Here is a 16,750-nt window from a genome sequence, read left to right on the forward strand (position 1 = left end):
GGCGGCCAGTGCTTTCAGGAATGACGATTCACCTCGTGACGATGTCCCAGACCGCCCCAGATTCCGACCTGCCTGCCCGCATTCTGGTCGTCGAGGACGATCCCGGCATGCGCACCCTGCTGGTAAGGGCCTTGCAGGCCGATGGCTATCGCGTGCGGGGCGTGCAGGATGGGCGCGAGATGTGGGCCGCGCTGGCGGCATCACCCGCCGACCTGATCGTGCTGGACGTGATGCTGCCGGGGACCAACGGGCTGGATCTCTGCCGCTCGCTGCGGCGGGGCGGCACGCCGGGTAGCGAGGCCATCCAGCCTGATCGGCACACGCCCGTCATCATGGTTTCGGCCCGGGGCGAAGAACTGGACCGCGTGCTCGGCCTCGAACTCGGGGCTGACGATTACGTGGCCAAGCCCTTCAGCCAGAAGGAATTGCTGGCACGGGTCCGCGCGGTGCTGCGGCGCGGCAGCGGTGGCGTGACCGGGGTTCAGCCCAGCACCCCGCGCCGTGAAACGCTGAAATTCGCCGGCTGGACGCTGGATCTGCGCCGGCGCGAACTGATCGACCCCTCGGGGGCGGTGGTGGATATTTCCGGCGCCGAGCATGATCTGCTGGCCAGCTTCCTAGACAATCCGCAACGGGTGATCGGGCGCGATCGGCTGCTGGAACTGTCGCGCACGCGTCTGGGTGATGTGTCCGATCGCAGTGTGGACGTTCTGGTCAGTCGCCTCCGCCGCAAGCTGGGCAACGACTCCGAAGCCCTGATCCGGACCGTCCGGGGGTTGGGGTATATCTTCACCGCCCCCGTAGAACGCCTCTAGTGTGTGCGCGGAAACGCGCGCTGGTGGCGATCCGACGCGCGTTTCCTGCGCGCCGGTGCTCACGGCCATATAGGCCGCTCCGCTCCGGTGCTCGGAAACGCACGCCGGGCGCGGCCCTGTGGGCCGCTCTCGCTCACCAGCCCACGTTTCCGCGCACACACTCCCGGCCATATGCGCTGGCGGCGATCCGACGCGCGTTTCCTGCACTCCGGTGCTTACGGCAATATATGCCGCTCCGCTCCGGTGCTCGGAAATACGCGCCGGGCGCGGCCCTGTGGGCCGCTCTTGCTCACCAGCCCACGTTTCCGCGCACACACTCCCGGCCATATGCGCTGGCGGCGATCTGGCGTGCGTCCCGGGTCGGGCGTTGACTGTCGGGTCTTCGCCTGGGGTGCGGCGGATCACGCTCTGGCCGCGGGGGTTGGTCGGGCGGGTGACGTTTGTGCTGCTGGCGGCGGTGGCGCTGGTGTTCCTGGGCAGTTCGGCGTTTTACGAAGAGGCCGAGACCTATACGGTCGATGATGCGCAGTTGGACGCCATCGGCGAGCGGCTGGCGGTCGATGCGCGGGTGCTGGCGGCCACGCCGCTGTCCCAGCGGCCGATCCTGGCGGCCATGCTTTCGACCGGCGACCTGACGCTCGACTGGCGGCCGCCTGTGGCGGGCCGGCCCATGAAACCGGAGCCGGCGGCGCTGCGCGACCTGCATGACAGGCTGGTGGCGAACCGCGAAGCCCTGCGAGGGGCGGTTCTCAACCTGTCTCCGACCCAGATCGGCACCTCCGACGTGCGCGGCATCGTGCGGCTGCCCGATGGCAGCCGGCTGGGCTTCGTGGCGCCGGATATCCTCCAGCCGCACCATATGACGCGGGGCCTGGCCTCGGCCGCCATTCTGGCCGGGGCGGTGCTGCTGGCGGCGGCGATGCTGGTGCATACGCTCAGCATGCCGCTTCGGGCCCTGGCGGATCTGGCGGATGGGGTCGGTTCAGGCCGCTGGGTGCCGGTCGAGGAGAAGGGACCGCGGGAGGTTCGTCACCTGGCGCGGGCGATCAATGCCATGCAGGATCGCATCCGCCGGCTGATCGCCGACCGGACCGAGGCGCTGGCCGCCGTGTCGCACGATTTGCGCACGCCCCTGGCACGCCTGCGCCTGCGCGCCGGCTTTCTGAACGATCCGGAAGCGCAGAGCGCGATCGAAAGCGATGTCGCGGAGATGGAGGCGATGGTCGGCGGCGTGCTGGCCTATCTGTCCGGCGAGAATGACCCCGAAACCGTGCGATCGGTGGATCTGGTCTCGATCCTGAGGACATTGGTCGACGATGCGGCCGATCAGGGGCGGGACGTCATGTATGACGGCGTGGAGCACTGCCTGGTGAAAGTCCGGCCGCTGGCGATGAAGCGCGTCTTCGGCAATCTGATCGACAATGCGGTCAATTATGGCGGCGCGGCGCGGGTGGGCCTGTCGGTTGCGCCCGACGGACTGCGGATACGGGTCGATGATGATGGGCCGGGCCTGCCCGAAGCCGAACTGACGCGGGTGCTGGCGCCCTTCTATCGCGTGGAGGGGTCGCGGTCGCGGTCCACGGGCGGTCTGGGGCTGGGGCTGGCGATCGTGAACCGCGAGGTGACGCGTGAAGGGGGCCGGTTCACCCTGGCGAACCGGCCCGAAGGCGGATTGCGGGCCGAGATCCTGCTGCCCCGCTCGCGGGTCCAGAATGGGGGCAAGGCTCAGGGCGCGGGCAAGACTCAGGGTGTCGGCAGGGCGGGGCGGTCGGCCAGCGACAGGTGAAGCAGGGGCTGGTTGGTGTTCAGCCAGATCCCGTGCGGCGAACGGCCGGTGCGGATGGTATCGGTGACCTCGCCGCTCGTGGGGTCGATGATCGCGACATGCTGCCGCCAGCGCAGCGTCGCCCACATCTTGCCGTCGGGCGCGAAGACGATGTCATCCGGGCCGCCCGCCACGTGGTAGGACTGCACGACGTTCAGCGTATCCCAGTCCAGCCGTTCGATGATGCCTGAGGCGCGGCAGGTCACATACAGGCGCTTCTGGTCGGGCGAGACGAACAGATTGTGCGGGCCCGGCGCCATTTCGATCTTGCGCGCGATATGGCCGTCCGTCGGGTCCAGGGCCGCGACATAGCTGGTGCCCATCACGCCGACCAGGATCTGCCCGTTATGCCACAGCACGCCGGCGGGCGTGGACCCGACATCGGATGTCCACAGCACGTTGCCGGTCGCCGTTTCGATGGCCGTCAGCTTTCCGGTATCCTGCAGGCTGACATACACCACCGAGGAATCCGGCGCGTAGTTCATGTGGCTCGGCATCGCGTCGACATGGATGCGGTGCAGCAGGTGATAGTCGGCGGCGTCGTAGATATCGACCTGGTTGCGGGCCAGTCCGGCGACGGTGAAGAAGCGGCCGTCGGGGCTGAACTGAAGCTGGTAGGGATCGGCAACGGGAATCTGCTTCACCCGCTCGCCGGTGACCGCATCGAGAAAGAACAGCATGTTGCCGGCCGTATCGCCGACCAGCAGATATTTGCCATCGGGCGTCGGCGCAGTGTGGTGCGGCTCGCGCAGGACGGAGACGCGGCGGATTTCCTGATGGGTGTCGATATCGAATTCGCTGATCGTGGCATCGGCGGAATTCAGCACGAAGGCCAGGCGCTCGGCTCGCGCGGCCCCGGCGGAGAGAACGGCCAGCGACGCGCATGCCATCATCAGCATGCTGGCGCGGCGGACAAGGCGGGTAGGGCGGAGCGGGACGGAACGCATGGTGGATTCGGTGCCTCGGCTGGTCAGAACAGGCCCTAGCCGTGGATCGCACGTCCCTCGCCGGGCCCGGGAACCTGACCGAAAATGCGGGCCGGCTCCCACATCATGCAAGGCCAGAGCCCTTTCTGTGTGTCAATGCATTTCGGACATCGGGTGCTGCTTTCGCCATGACTTCGCGCAAGGACAGATTGCGTTTCCGTCATCTCCGGCGGGACAGACGCATTTCCGGCGGCTCGTCCACAGGCGGCGGCATGCCTCCATTCCGCCATCAGGGGCTTGTTTCGCCGCGCGTCTTGGCACATCTGGACAGTAACCGGACCGCCACGGTCCGCCTTGCGCTGCCCCCAGCCGGATAAGGCCCATATCGATGTTCATCGAAACCGAAGATACCCCCAATCCCGCGACCCTGAAATTCCTGCCGGGCCGCACGGTCATGCCCGGGCGCAGCACCGCGGATTTCGTCAGTCCCGACGCGGTTGCCGGCCGGTCCGCGCTGGCGGAAACCCTGTTCGACCAGCCCGGCGTGGCGCGGGTCTTCCTGGGTGGCGATTTCGTGGCCGTGACCAAGGACGAGACGGTCGAATGGTCGGCGCTGAAGCCGCAGATCCTGTCGGTCCTGGTCGATTTCTTCGTCTCCGGCCGCCCGGTGGTCGAGGAGGATACGGCGGTCGAGGAAGAGCTGATCGCGCCGGAGGATGAGGAAATCGTCCGCCAGATCAAGGAGCTGCTGGACACGCGCGTCCGTCCGGCCGTGGCCGGCGATGGCGGGGACATCGTGTTCCGCGGCTATCGCGACGGCGTGGTGCGCCTGACGATGCAGGGCGCCTGCTCGGGCTGTCCGTCCTCGCGGGCGACGCTGAAGCATGGCGTCGAGAACATGTTGCGGCACTATGTGCCGGAAGTGGTGTCGGTCGAGCAGGTGGACGCCTGACCTTTCGGTCACCGTTACGCAAGGTGGGAGACGACATGGTTCTGGACGAAGCCGGGCTGGACCTGCTGTTCCGTACGGCGCGCACGCCCGAGCGCTGGCGCGACGAACCGGTGACGGACGATGTGCTGCATCGCCTGTACGACCTGGTGCGGCTGGGGCCGACCTCGGGCAATTGCTCGCCCGCTCGTTTCGTGTTCCTGCGCTCCGCCGACAATCGCGAAAGGCTGCGTGCCACCCTGTCCGAGGGCAATGTCGACAAGGTGCTGTCCGCGCCGGTCACGGTGATCGTGGCACACGATCCGCTGTTCTTCGACCGTTTCGCGACCCTGAACCCCGAGCCAGGCCTGCGGGCCTGGTTCGCCGCCGATGTCGGGCTGGCCGAGGAAACGGCCTTTCGCAACGGCACCCTGCAAGGGGGGTACCTGATCATGGCCGCGCGGGCGCTGGGGCTGGATGTGCTGCCGATTTCCGGCTTCGACGCCTATGCGGTCGAGGATGCGTTCCTGGCCGCGCAGGGCTGGCGGGTCAATTTCCTGGTCAGCCTGGGCTATGCCGATGGACAGCCCGAGCGGCCGCGCGCGCCGCGCCTGTCCTTCGACGATGCCTGCCTGATGCTCTGACCCCACGTGCGGATTCTGGTGATCAACGCCGCCCCGGCCGGAGCGGAGGCGACTGCCCTGCTGGGCTGTGTCCAGGAGGAAGAGGGCGCGCTGCATCCCGTGCGGATGCTCGACCTGCCCGGACGCGGGGGCGCGGAAGCGATGCCTGCCCATTGCAGCGCGCTGCTGGCGGCATGCGGATGGCGGCCGGCGGATCTTGATCTGATCGCGGTGGTCGTCGGGCCAGGCTCGTTCACCGGATTGCGGGCGTCGCTGGCCCTGGCGCACGGTCTGGCGCTGGGGACGGGCTGCGCCCTGGCGGGTATCACGAGCGGCGAGGCCATGGCCCGTGCCCTGCGGGAAGAGGCCGGGCCCGGGCGGGCGGTGCTGTGCCTGTCCTTTGCGCGGCGTGGCCGCATCTTCGTCGAGCAGGATGGCGTGGTGCGGGCCGCGATGTGTGACGATTTCGTCTTTCCGCCCGGCAGGCTGCTGCTGGCGGGCGACGCGGCGGCCGGCATGCTGGCGGCACGCGGCGCGGGGCGGGACGATATCGCCCTGTCGTCGCGGACCGTGCCCGATGGGGTGATGATCGCGCAGGCGGCCCTGGACCGCCGGGCAGCCGGGCTGGCGGCGCGCGAGATCCTGCCGCTTTACGTCGATCCGCCCGAGGCGAAACTGCCTGCGGCGGGGCTGCGCCCGGCCCCCGGCGCGTTGTGACCGGCGCAACGGGACCCGTCATCGGTCCGGGTGGCGCGCATATGGGGGCGCTGCTCGCCGCCCTGCACCGCACCGCTTTTCCGCCCGCCGAATGTTGGGACGCCGCCGCGATGGACGCGGTGCTGGCGATGCCCGGCGTGCTGGTCGGGCTGGGGCGGATGGGGGACGAGCCGGTGCCCGACGGGTTCATCATCGGCCGGGTCGCGGCCGACGAGGCCGAGATCCTGACCCTGGCCGTTGCGGGCCCGGCGCGCCGGCGGGGGATGGGGGGCGCGCTGCTGGACTGGATGGAAGGGCAGGTGGTGGCCCAGGGGGCGGCCCGGCTGATCCTGGAAGTCTCGGCGGCCAACGTGGCCGCCCAGGCGCTGTATCGGGGGGCGGGATTCAGCGAAATCGGTCGGCGCCGCGCTTATTATCCCGATGGTGCCGATGCGCTGGTGCTTGAGCGGGCATTGACGGACGGAACGCCTCCGGCGCCGTGACGGCCCATGAAATTTTCATGACGGGCCGGGGTCGGCAGATGCCTTGACGATCAGGATTTCGTGGATCTCGTTACCGTGATCGGTCTGTGCCGTGATCGCGTGACCCAACTGCCGGACGCTGCGGCTGACATTGTCGAGCGGCACCGCGCCCCGTAGCCGAACCCGCAGGCAACCGCCGTTCGGCAGTCGATCGAGCGCCAGGCGCGTGCGCACGAAAGTCATGGGACAGGTCTCGCCAGTAATGTCGAGTGCCGCGCTTTCCAGATCGTTCATCACTATCTCCTTCTGTCCGAGTATGGTTGCGATGGCGTCGGGTTCAATTATATAGAGATGCGTTTATTTTGACTGGCAGGATCTTGGACATGGCCACTGAAATGGCAAACAACACTCTGCGGGACCTGACCGCGCAGATCGCGGCGGCTTATGTCTCGGGCAATGCTGTCGAGGCCGCTGCCCTGCCGGACCTGATCCGGCAGATCTATGGCACGTTGGACGGGCTGGGCCGCGTGGCGCCGGAGCCCGAGCGCCCGGTGCCGGCGGTTTCGCCCAAGCGGTCGGTCTTTCCGGACTATATCGTCTGCCTGGAAGACGGCAAGAAGCTGAAAATGTTGAAACGGCACCTGAAAACGGCCTATAACCTGACCCCGGACCAGTATCGGGAGCGGTGGGGCCTGCCGCATGATTACCCGATGGTGGCACCGAACTATGCGAGCCACCGGTCGTCCCTCGCGCGGAAAATCGGACTGGGTACGAAGCGCGGGGAATGAATATGGGGCGCCCGGCGACGGGTCGGCCCTTGTCGGAGGAGGCGGTAGCTTCGTTGGACCAAACGTCTGAGGTTCGGGCCGGACTGCCGACATGGTAGCGTCGGGCGATGCCATGGAATCGCGCATCGGCCGGATGTGCATAGAGCGGGGCCTGAAAATGACGGGCCAGCGCCGCGTGATCGCGCGCGTACTGTCCGAGGCCGAGGATCATCCGGATGTCGAGGAGCTGTACCGCCGCGCGGTCAGCCTCGATGCCCGGATCTCGGTCGCGACCGTCTATCGGACGGTGCGCCTGCTGGAAGAAAAGGGTATCCTTGAGCGTCGGGATTTCGGCGGCGGGCGCGCGCGCTATGAGGCGACCGAGGAAGGCGACCATTATCATCTGATCGATGTCGACACCGGCAAGGTCGTCGAGTTTGAAGATGCGGAACATACGGCCCTGATGCATCGGATTGCCGAGCGGCTGGGCTTCGACCTCGTTTCCCATCGTCTGGAACTGTTCGCGCGTCGCAGGCCGGCATCGCCGGATGACAAGCCGGCCCGGGCCGCCCGTGCGGCAAGCAAGGATGGATCACGTCGTTGAGCCTCGAAAAACCGATCCGGTCGCTGTCGACCCTGGAATTTGAACGGGACGGGTTTCCCGAACTGCGCGGCGGCAATCTGGGTGTGCGCATCGCCGCCAACGATGCCGAACGCGATGCCGCCCAGGCGCTGCGCTATCGCGTGTTCTACGAGGAGATGGGCGCGCGGCCGGATGAGCGGACCTTGCGCACCCGCCGCGATGTCGATGAATTCGACGAATATGCCGATCATCTGCTGGTGATCGACCACGCGATTTCCTCGGGCGCCAAGGGCGTGGTCGGCACCTACCGGCTGTTGCAGGGCGACAATGCGCGCAAGGTCGGGCGTTTCTACAGCTCGGGCGAATACGATCTGTCGCCGCTGACCGATTTTCCGGGACGGCTGCTGGAAGTCGGGCGTTCCTGCGTCGATCCGAACTATCGCGGCCGGGCGGCGATGCAGTTGCTGTGGCGCGGCATCGCCTCGTACATCTTCCTGCACCGGATCGATGTGCTGTTCGGCTGCGCCAGCCTGCCGGGAACCGATCCGGCCCCGCTGGCCGACGAACTGACCTATCTCTATCACAATCATCTGGCCCCGCCCGCGCTCAGGCTGCGCGCGCTGCCGCATCGGCGGGTCGAGATGCTGCGGGCCGATCCGAACCTGCTGGATCATCGCCGCTGCCTCGCCCGGCTGCCGCCCCTGATCAAGGGGTATCTGCGGCTGGGCGGCTATATCGGCGACGGGGCCGTGGTGGACGATCAGTTCAACACCACCGATGTGGCCGTGATCGTGAAGAGCGAATTGCTGGCCGACAAATATTACCGTCATTACGAACGACGGCTGCGTGACGCTCTCGACTAGGGCTCTTGCGGGGGGATCTGCGCCGAATGCGGCTCTGCCCGTTGCGCCGGTTCCGCCCTTCTGGCTGGGGAGTGGGCTCGCACGCGTGATCGGGGCCGGCGGATGGCGGGCCGACCTGCTGATGCTGCTGGCCGGCGCGCTGGCCGCGCTGGCCTTTCCGCCGGTCGATCTGTTTCCGATCCTGATACCCTGCTTCGCCGTGCTGACGGCGGCGATCGACGCCGCCGGCTCGTGGCGGGGTGCCGCGCGGCGCGGCTTCCTGTTCGGGCTGGGGCTTCACACGGCCGGACTGTACTGGCTGACCGATGCGATTCTGGTCCGTGCGGATACGTTCTGGTGGCTGGTGCCGCTGGCCTCTCCCGGCTGTGCGCTGATCCTCGCCCCCATTGCGGCATTGCCGGCCGCGCTGTGCCGCCTGGCCCCCGTAGGCTGGCGGCGCCTGCTGGCGTTCGCCGGCTTGTGGACCCTGTTCGACATGGCCCGCGTCTTTATCTTCAGCGGCTTTCCGTGGAATCCACTGGGAACGACCTGGGAATTGCCGGGCCGGCTGGGCGACGTGATGATCCAGCCGGCGGCCTGGATCGGCGTCGATGGGCTGACCCTGTGTACCGTCCTGCTGGCGCTGCTGCCGCAGGCGGGGCGTCGCGGCGTGCTGGCGGCCCTGGCCGGGCTGACGGTCTGGGGGCTGGCAGGCTGGAGCCGGCTGGCCCTGACGCCGCTGCCCCCCACCCGCAACCCGACCGTGGTACTGGTGCAGGGCAACGTGCCGGAAACCGAGAAGATCGACGGCAGTGACAATGTGGCGATCTTCCGCCGCTATCTGGCGCTGACCCGCTCCGGCGTCGCCCGTGCGCTGCCCGTGGCCGGCGAGCGGCCGGTGGTGTTCGTCTGGCCCGAATCGGCGTTTCCGGGCCTGTTGCAGCAGGACGATATCGCGCGACAGATGATTGCCCGCGCCGGCGAAGGGGCTGCCGCAGGGCTGATCGGCGCCATGCGTGCCGATTCCGAAGGCAGATGGCGCAACAGCGTGATGGCGGTCACCGGTCCCGAGGGACAGGTGGCCGATGTCTACGATAAATCCCATCTGGTGCCGTTCGGCGAATATCAGCCCCGTTTTCTGCCGTTCCATGTCGTCCCCGGCGAAGGCATGGCGGCGGGGAATGGTGTCCAGACCTGGCATCTGCCCGATGTGGCGCCTGTCGGCCCGCTGATCTGTTACGAGGTGATCTTCTCGGGCCAGGTCGTGGATGCGAAGGATCGGCCGGACTGGCTGGTCAATGTCACCAACGACGCCTGGTACGGCGACAGTGCCGGCCCGCGCCAGCATCTGGCGGCGGTGCGCATGCGTGCGGTCGAGGAAGGGCTGCCGGTGGCGCGCGCCGCCAATACCGGCATTTCCGCCGCGTTCGACGCCCATGGGCATGAACTGGCGCGACTGGGCTGGGACCGGCAGGGGGCGCTGGTCGTTTCCCTGGGGGCCCCCCTGCCCGAGACGTTCTTCGGTCGCTGGGGGCGCTGGGTCCCGATCCTGCTGGCAGCGGCAATGCTGCTGCCCGCGCTGGGGGCGTGGGTGCCCGGAATTGGCAGAAGGCCGGTCGCGCGCCGCTTGTAGCTGGATCCCGCACGATTCCGTGGCGATATATGACCATTTCTGGTATCAGATATGCGCCCGCCGTATGGCACAGCCAAGTGCCGATGCCGAGTCGATGCCGAGCGGATCGTCTGCCCCGTCCATCTTACAGATTGATTGTTGAATTGTCAGTTAGCGGCCTGACAGGATGATGGTAAATGAAATGTTAATGTCGCATTATTCGACCCGTCGCATGCCGGACCACGCTGATGCCAAGGGGCAAGAAGATCTGTTGACCGATAAGCTGAGCGCTGGTCCAAAACCTGTGGATGTTCATGTCGGCGGTCGTATCCGGCTTCGCCGTACATTGTTGGGCATGTCGCAGGAGCGCCTTGGCGAGGCGCTGGGCCTCACCTTCCAGCAAGTCCAGAAATACGAGCGCGGAACCAACCGGGTCAGCGCCTCGCGGCTCTATGAACTGTCGGACGTGCTGGACGTGCCGGTCAGTTTCTTTTTCGACGGGCTGGAGCATGGTCGCCGGCCGGTCGGCCGGGGCAGTGCCGAAGCGCTCGGCTTTGCCCAGGCTCAGGAAGCCTTCGGCGGTTCGTCCGATGGCCCGGTGGCGTCGGCCAGCGAAATGGCCCTGCTGTCGCGCCGCGAGACGATCGAACTGGTGCGCACCTATTACCGGATCGAGGATGCGGCGACCCGCCGGCGGGTGCTGGATCTGATCCGGATGATGATTCCGCCTGAATAAGGGGGCTTTCGCGGGGCTCTGCCCCGCACTCCGCCAAAGGCGGCGCCTTTGGAAACCGGTCGTTTGGGGACAAGGGCGAGAGCCCTCGTCTCATTCGCGGCGCAGTACCTGGTCGTTGACGAAGGATGCCAGCCTGCCGGCGACGAAATCCTGGCGCAGTTGTTTTTCGTCATACTCGTCGCGCACCCAGTCCAGGAAAGGGATGCGGCCTTCGGCCTGCTGCTGGTAGCGCAGGAAGAACGCGTCGAGGATGCCGGTGCGCGAGCGGTTGAAATGGCCGAACCGCCATGAAAGCTGGCGCAGCGCCTGTGCGGCGCTACCCCCTTCGAACAGGATGACCAGTCCCGAGGCCAGGCCTGCCCGGTCGGCGCCGGATTTGCAGTGCATCAGCATCGGGAAATCGAGCGTCCGATACATCGCGGCAAAACGCAGGATACGGTCGCGATGCGGCGCGCCCCGGCTTTCGAAGGCCATGTCCAGATGGGTCAGCCCCAGCCGGGCCGCGGCCGCGCGCGACAGGGCGTCCGATCCGCATTTGCGGTGCCCGCGCAGATTGACCAGCGTCCGCAGGTTATGGCGGCGCATGGCAGCCGCCAGCCGGGCCGGGGTCGGGTGATTGCAGCGATAGACCTTGCCCGGGATGACGGGGGCGAGATTGGTCCAGGGGATGCGGAAGATGGCGTGATCGACGAACAGGCTGTCGATCCACGCCCGCCTTCTGCCGCCGGGCGCGGCCAGAGATCCTTCGAACACGGCGGGCGGCTTCCTCGGTCGGGGCAAAAAGAAAGGGCGCCGGATGTGTCTCATCCGGCGCCCCCTCAGTCAATCTCTTCCCGCCTGGCAATCTCTTCCCGGCAGGCGGGATGGGGATATCGACGATCAGACCTTGCGTTCCAGCTGCAGTTCCTTGATCCGGGCGATCGCCTTCGCCGGGTTCAGGCCCTTGGGGCAGGTCTGGGTGCAGTTCATGATCGTGCGGCAGGCATAGAGCTTCAGCGGATCTTCCAGCGCATCCAGCCGGTCGCCCGTATGTTCGTCACGGCTGTCGGCAATCCAGCGATAGGCTGCCAGCAGGGTGGCCGGGCCCAGATACCGGTCACCGTTCCACCAGTAGGACGGGCACGAGGTCGTGCAGCAGAAGCACAGGATGCATTCCCACATCCCGTCCAGCTTTTCGCGTTCCTCGATGCTCTGGCGGCGCTCGGAATCCGGCGGCGGCGCGGTGTCGGCCTTCAGCCAGGGTTCGATCGAGCGGAGCTGGGCATAGGCGCCGTTCAGGTCGGGGACCAGGTCCTTGACCACGGGCATGTGCGGCAGCGGATAGATCGAAACCGCGTCCTTCACGTCCTTGATCGGCTTGAGGCACGCCAGCGTATTCTCGCCGTCGATATTCATCGCGCACGAGCCGCAGATGCCCTCGCGGCACGAACGCCGGAAGGTCAGCGTCGTGTCGACGTTGTTCTTGATGTGGATCAGCGCGTCCAGCACCATCGGGCCGATCGCGTCGAGATCGAGCTCGTAGGTGTCGACCACCGGGTTGGCGCCATCGTCCGGATTCCAGCGATAGATCCGGAACGGCTTGACGTTCTTGGCACCGGGCGCGGCCGGGAAGGTGCGGCCCTTCCCGATCGTGCTGTTCTTTGGCAGGCTGAATTCGACCATCGTCTCGTTCCTTTTCCGCCGCTTCGCTCAGTAGACGCGCTTCTTGGGGGGGAAGACCTGGACCTCGTCGGTCAGCGTCTTCATATGCACCGGGCGGTAGGTCAGGGTGACGCCGCCCTTGTCGTCCAGATGGGCGACAGTGTGCTTCATCCATTCCTTGTCGTCGCGGTCGGGATAGTCGTCGTGCGCCTGGGCGCCGCGGCTTTCGTGCCGGGCTTCGGCGCCCGCCATCGTGACCGTGGCGTTGGCCAGCAGGTTCTCGAACTCCAACGCTTCCATCAGGTCGGTGTTCCAGATCAGCGAACGATCCGAGATTTCCAGATCGGGCAGGCCGGTCCAGATGTCCTTGATCTTCTCGACACCTTCCGCAAGGCTCTTGGAATTGCGGAACACCGCGGCGTGCTTCTGCATCGTGCGCTGCAGCGTGTCGCGCATGGCCGACACATGGGTGCCGCCGCGGGCGTTGCGCAGCCTGTCCAGACGGTCCAGCGCGGCCTCGCCGGCCTTGGGCGGCAGCGGCGCGATGGTCTCCAGCGGCTTGATGATCTCGGCGGCGCGCTTGGCGGCGGCGCGGCCGAACACGACCAGATCCAGCAGCGAGTTGGTGCCCAGGCGGTTGGCGCCATGCACCGACACGCACGCGGCCTCGCCCACCGCCATCAGGCCGGGGACGACGGCATCGGGATTGTCGGCGGTGGGGCGGATGACCTCGCCATGATAGTTCGTGGGAATGCCGCCCATATTGTAATGCACGGTCGGCAGGACGGGCACCGGCTCCTTGGTCACGTCGACACCGGCGAAGATGCGCGCGGTTTCGGAGATGCCGGGCAGGCGCTCATGCAGCAGGTCCGCGCCCAGATGCTCCAGATGCATCATGATGTAGTCCTTGTTCGGACCACAGCCACGGCCTTCGTTGATCTCGATGGTCATGGAGCGCGAGACCACGTCGCGCGACGCCAGATCCTTGGCGGTCGGCGCGTAGCGTTCCATGAAGCGCTCGCCTTCGGAGTTCGTCAGGTATCCGCCTTCGCCACGGCAGCCTTCGGTCAGCAGGCAGCCGGCCGGGTAGATGCCCGTGGGGTGGAACTGGACGAATTCCATGTCCTGCGTCGGCACACCGGCGCGCATCGCCATGCCGCCGCCATCGCCGGTGCAGGTATGGGCCGAGGTGCAGGACTGGTACGCGCGGCCATAGCCGCCGGTTGCCAGCACCACCGTCTGCGCGCGGAAGCGATGGATCGTGCCGTCTTCCAGGCACCAGGCGACCACGCCACGGCAGGCGCCTTCGTCGTCCATGATCAGGTCGATGGCAAAATATTCGACGAAGAATTCGACGTTATGCTTCAGGCACTGCTGGTACAGCGTGTGCAGGATGGCATGGCCGGTGCGGTCGGCGGCGGCGCAGGCGCGGGGCACCGGGGCCTCGCCGTAATTGCGCATGTGGCCGCCGAACGGGCGCTGATAGATCTTGCCATCTTCGGTGCGCGAGAAGGGAACACCCAGATGTTCTAGTTCCTGCACCGCCGGCACGGCCTCGCGGCACATATATTCGATGGCGTCCTGGTCGCCCAGCCAGTCCGACCCCTTGACGGTGTCGTACATGTGCCAGCGCCAATTGTCCTCGGCCATGTTGCCCAGCGACGCGCCGATGCCGCCCTGGGCGGCGACGGTGTGGCTGCGGGTGGGGAAGACCTTGGTGACGCAGGCGGTCTTCAGACCGGCGGCGCCCATGCCCAGCGTCGCGCGCAGGCCCGAGCCACCGGCACCGACGACGACGACGTCGTACGCATGGTCGATGATGCGGTAGGCATTCGATGATGGAAGAGTGATCGCATTCATTGTTTGGACGTGTCCCGATGCTCGTCCGGCCCGATGGGCGCCTTAGGCGGCTGCTCCGGGGCCGGAACTGTCCTCTGTGTCACTTGCTTCGCGGCCCCCCGGACACCGTCCGGGGGTGCCCGATCAGGCACCCGCCTTGGTCGACGGAGCCAGCGCCAGCTTCAGGACGGCGATCACCGCGAACAGCCCGATCAGAAGGGCGGCGCCCTTCAGCAACAGGCTGGCCGGCAGGTGCGCCTTGCCATGCACATAGTCATCGATGATGACCTGCAGGCCCAGCTGCATGTGGTAGAAGGTCAGGACCATCAGGGCCAGCAGCATCGAGGCATTGGCGGGCTTGCCGCCCCATTCCACGACGTCCTGCTGTTCGGCGCCGGCCAGGCGCAGGACCTGCAGCACGAACCAGCCCGAGAGGGGGACCAGCGCCACGGCGGACATCCGCTCCAGCCACCAATGGTCGACACCGGTCTTGGCCGAGCCGAGGCCACGGGCCCGAGCCAGCTGGGAGCGCATGACATCGATGCGCGGCGTATGGGACGCGTTCATGTCAGGATGCCTTCTTCTTCTTTCTGGAACGACAGGCGGCGACGCCGAAGATGCTGGCCAGCAGCACCAGCGTGGCGCCCACCGTCACACCCACGGCCACCGGGCCGTCCTCGTTGATCTCCTTCTTTTCGAAGCGGTAGCCGGCATCCCATGCGAGATGCCGCAGTCCCGCGACGAAATGATAGACCAGCGCCAGCGTCCACCCCGCCAGGGCCAGCTTGCCCAGCGGATTGCGGGTGACCTTCTGAACCTTCTTGAAGGATTCTGGCCCTTTCGACGCAGCGTTCAGCCAGCAGACGCCCAGCGCGGACCCTGCCGCCGCCGCGACGCCGGCTGCCCGGTTCGCAATCGAAAGAAACATGGAGAGGCGGAAGCGATAGACCTGGAGATGCGGGGACATGGGTCGCCGGGTCAGTGTTCCGTCGCTTCGGTGCCCTATATAGAGCGCATCACGGACATCCTGCATGGTCGTCTCGTCGATTTCCCTGATTATGGCTCCGGTTTGTTCCGTCGCCTTGTGCCTGTTCGGTCCTACGCCGGGGAAAGGGCGCGGTCAACGCAGGGGGGAACACGAGGTCGCGAGACGCCTTGTCGGGGTCCGGCTCGCGGAAACCGGAACGGAGTCGAACCGTTCCGGTTTCGCGGCATTTGGGGTCAGCGGGTGCGCGGGTGAATCAGGTCCAGCGCGATCATGGTCTCGGCGATCTGCACCGCGTTCAGCGCAGCCCCCTTGCGCAGATTGTCCGCGACGCACCAGAAGGCCAGCCCGTTGGGGACGGTGGGGTCGATCCGCAGCCGCGACACGTAAGTCGCGTCCTCGCCAACACATTCGATCGGCGTGACATAGCCGCCATCCTCCGGCTTGTCGTGCAGGATGACCCCCGGCGCGTCGCGCAGGACGGCGCGGGCGCGCTCCAGATCCACCTTCTCCTCGCATTCCACCACCACGGACTCGGAATGACCGATGAAGACCGGCACGCGGACACAGGTAGCGAAAACAGAGATATCAGGGTCGAGGATTTTGCGGGTCTCGACCGCCATCTTCCATTCCTCCTTGGTCGCGCCGTCATCCATGAAGCGGTCGATATGGGGAATGCAGTTGAAGGCGATCTGCTTGGTGAACTGTTCGGGGCTGGCCGGGTCGCCGACAAAGCTGCCGCGCGACTGGATGAACAGCTCGTCCATGCCTTCCTTGCCGGCGCCGGCCACCGCCTGGTAGGTCGAGACCACGACGCGGCGGATGGTGAACAGGTCGTGCAGCGGCTTGAGCGCCACCACCATCTGGATGGTCGAGCAGTTCGGGTTGGCGATGATGCCGCGCTTGGCCTTCTTCAGCGCGTCGGGGTTCACCTCGGGCACCACCAGCGGCACGTCGGGCTCCATGCGGAAATGCGACGTGTTGTCGATGACGATGCAGCCCGCCTTGGCCGCGCGAGGCGCATGCATGGCCGAGACCGAGGCGCCGGGCGAGAACAGGGCGATGTCCCAGCCGGTGAAATCGAAGGTCTCGAGGTTCTGGACCTTCAGCACCTTCTTCTCGCCGAACGAGATCTCCTGCCCGACCGAGCGGGCCGAGGCCAGGGCGGCAATCTCGGTAATCGGGAACGCGCGTTCGGCCAGCGTTTTGAGCATTTCACGCCCCACGGCTCCCGTGGCGCCTACGACCGCGACGCGGTATCCCATCGAACACAATCCCTGATCTGTGCCCCCGGCCTATCCGGTGGACCTGTTGGAAACTCCGGAACGGAGACGCTGAGAGGTAGTGCGTGACCGGGCCTGACGCAAGCGAGAGCCGCCGTCAGGCCCGGTTTTTCCCCATTCCGGGCCCCGGGGAGCGCCCCGGGTCTCACGCTTGTGTGCGCGGATGG

19 protein-coding genes are annotated in these 16,750 nt (G+C 66.8%); 11 read left to right on the top strand and 8 right to left on the bottom strand.

What is annotated here, in order from left to right; all coding sequences use genetic code 11:
- Positions 1–20 precede the first annotated feature (20 nt).
- Together HLH29_RS04410 and HLH29_RS04415 are read left to right on the top strand one after the other, a co-directional pair.
- Positions 21–815, top strand: coding sequence for a response regulator transcription factor (locus tag HLH29_RS04410; protein WP_246373783.1), 795 nt, complete (start codon positions 21–23; stop codon positions 813–815).
- 367 nt (positions 816–1,182) lie between these two features.
- Positions 1,183–2,601 (top strand): ATP-binding protein, encoded by a 1,419-nt coding sequence (locus HLH29_RS04415; RefSeq protein WP_182964795.1) that lies wholly within the window; start codon positions 1,183–1,185, stop codon positions 2,599–2,601.
- Here the strand turns inward: HLH29_RS04415 and HLH29_RS04420 are convergent.
- Complete coding sequence (locus HLH29_RS04420; RefSeq protein ID WP_182964796.1) at positions 2,559–3,587, bottom strand: YncE family protein; 1,029 nt, start codon at positions 3,585–3,587, stop codon at positions 2,559–2,561. The two genes, HLH29_RS04415 and HLH29_RS04420, sit on opposite strands and share 43 nt — an antisense overlap.
- A gap of 367 nt (positions 3,588–3,954) precedes the next feature.
- Between HLH29_RS04420 and HLH29_RS04425 the strand changes: the two genes are divergently transcribed.
- The 4 genes from HLH29_RS04425 to HLH29_RS04440 are packed head-to-tail and all read left to right on the top strand — an operon-like array spanning position 3,955 to position 6,316.
- Complete coding sequence (locus HLH29_RS04425; protein WP_182964797.1) at positions 3,955–4,518, top strand: NifU family protein; 564 nt, start codon at positions 3,955–3,957, stop codon at positions 4,516–4,518.
- A gap of 35 nt (positions 4,519–4,553) precedes the next feature.
- The gene (locus HLH29_RS04430; protein WP_182964798.1) at positions 4,554–5,138 is read left to right on the top strand and encodes a malonic semialdehyde reductase; all 585 of its coding nucleotides are present in this window, start codon (positions 4,554–4,556) and stop codon (positions 5,136–5,138) included.
- Positions 5,139–5,156: 18 nt separating this feature from the next.
- Positions 5,157–5,834, top strand: a complete 678-nt coding sequence (tsaB, locus tag HLH29_RS04435) for a tRNA (adenosine(37)-N6)-threonylcarbamoyltransferase complex dimerization subunit type 1 TsaB (RefSeq protein WP_338030173.1) — start codon at positions 5,157–5,159, stop codon at positions 5,832–5,834.
- A complete protein-coding gene (locus HLH29_RS04440) occupies positions 5,831–6,316 on the top strand; it encodes a GNAT family N-acetyltransferase (protein WP_338030174.1) in 486 nt (161 codons plus the stop codon). The genes tsaB and HLH29_RS04440 overlap by 4 nt, the downstream gene beginning before the upstream one ends.
- A 15-nt stretch (positions 6,317–6,331) precedes the next feature.
- Here HLH29_RS04440 and HLH29_RS04445 read toward each other — a convergent pair whose 3' ends face one another.
- Positions 6,332–6,589 (bottom strand): sulfurtransferase TusA family protein, encoded by a 258-nt coding sequence (locus HLH29_RS04445; RefSeq protein WP_182964800.1) that lies wholly within the window; start codon positions 6,587–6,589, stop codon positions 6,332–6,334.
- Between the two features lie 89 nt (positions 6,590–6,678).
- Here HLH29_RS04445 and HLH29_RS04450 point away from each other — a divergent pair, with 89 nt between their 5' ends.
- The 5 genes from HLH29_RS04450 (at position 6,679) to HLH29_RS04470 (ending at position 10,835) form a co-directional block, all read left to right on the top strand.
- The gene (locus HLH29_RS04450) at positions 6,679–7,083 is read left to right on the top strand and encodes a MucR family transcriptional regulator (protein ID WP_182964801.1); all 405 of its coding nucleotides are present in this window, start codon (positions 6,679–6,681) and stop codon (positions 7,081–7,083) included.
- 91 nt (positions 7,084–7,174) lie between these two features.
- Complete coding sequence (locus tag HLH29_RS04455; protein WP_246373785.1) at positions 7,175–7,666, top strand: Fur family transcriptional regulator; 492 nt, start codon at positions 7,175–7,177, stop codon at positions 7,664–7,666.
- Positions 7,663–8,508: a GNAT family N-acetyltransferase gene (locus HLH29_RS04460; protein ID WP_182964802.1), complete on the top strand. Its 846-nt coding sequence runs from the start codon at positions 7,663–7,665 to the stop codon at positions 8,506–8,508. The genes HLH29_RS04455 and HLH29_RS04460 overlap by 4 nt, the downstream gene beginning before the upstream one ends.
- 121 nt (positions 8,509–8,629) lie before the next feature.
- Positions 8,630–10,120, top strand: coding sequence for an apolipoprotein N-acyltransferase (lnt, locus tag HLH29_RS04465; protein WP_182964885.1), 1,491 nt, complete (start codon positions 8,630–8,632; stop codon positions 10,118–10,120).
- Between the two features lie 169 nt (positions 10,121–10,289).
- Positions 10,290–10,835, top strand: coding sequence for a helix-turn-helix domain-containing protein (locus HLH29_RS04470; RefSeq protein ID WP_182964886.1), 546 nt, complete (start codon positions 10,290–10,292; stop codon positions 10,833–10,835).
- Positions 10,836–10,925: 90 nt separating this feature from the next.
- Here the strand turns inward: HLH29_RS04470 and HLH29_RS04475 are convergent, their stop codons facing one another.
- The 6 genes from HLH29_RS04475 to HLH29_RS04500 form a co-directional block, all read right to left on the bottom strand.
- Positions 10,926–11,588: a protein-tyrosine phosphatase family protein gene (locus HLH29_RS04475; protein WP_182964803.1), complete on the bottom strand. Its 663-nt coding sequence runs from the start codon at positions 11,586–11,588 to the stop codon at positions 10,926–10,928.
- Positions 11,589–11,714: 126 nt separating this feature from the next.
- A complete protein-coding gene (locus HLH29_RS04480) occupies positions 11,715–12,497 on the bottom strand; it encodes a succinate dehydrogenase iron-sulfur subunit (RefSeq protein WP_182964804.1) in 783 nt (260 codons plus the stop codon).
- A 27-nt stretch (positions 12,498–12,524) separates the two neighbouring features.
- Positions 12,525–14,336, bottom strand: coding sequence for a succinate dehydrogenase flavoprotein subunit (sdhA, locus tag HLH29_RS04485; RefSeq protein WP_182964805.1), 1,812 nt, complete (start codon positions 14,334–14,336; stop codon positions 12,525–12,527).
- 123 nt (positions 14,337–14,459) lie between these two features.
- Positions 14,460–14,882, bottom strand: a complete 423-nt coding sequence (gene sdhD / locus HLH29_RS04490; RefSeq protein ID WP_182964806.1) for a succinate dehydrogenase, hydrophobic membrane anchor protein — start codon at positions 14,880–14,882, stop codon at positions 14,460–14,462.
- A 1-nt stretch (position 14,883) separates the two neighbouring features.
- Complete coding sequence (gene sdhC / locus HLH29_RS04495) at positions 14,884–15,348, bottom strand: succinate dehydrogenase, cytochrome b556 subunit (protein WP_182964807.1); 465 nt, start codon at positions 15,346–15,348, stop codon at positions 14,884–14,886.
- Between the two features lie 188 nt (positions 15,349–15,536).
- A complete protein-coding gene (locus tag HLH29_RS04500; protein WP_182964808.1) occupies positions 15,537–16,565 on the bottom strand; it encodes an aspartate-semialdehyde dehydrogenase in 1,029 nt (342 codons plus the stop codon).
- Between the last annotated feature and the right edge of the window lie 185 nt (positions 16,566–16,750).

The sequence above is a fragment of the Gluconacetobacter tumulicola genome, assembly GCF_014174215.1.
GTDB classification, from domain to species: Bacteria; Pseudomonadota; Alphaproteobacteria; order Acetobacterales; family Acetobacteraceae; genus Gluconacetobacter; species Gluconacetobacter tumulicola.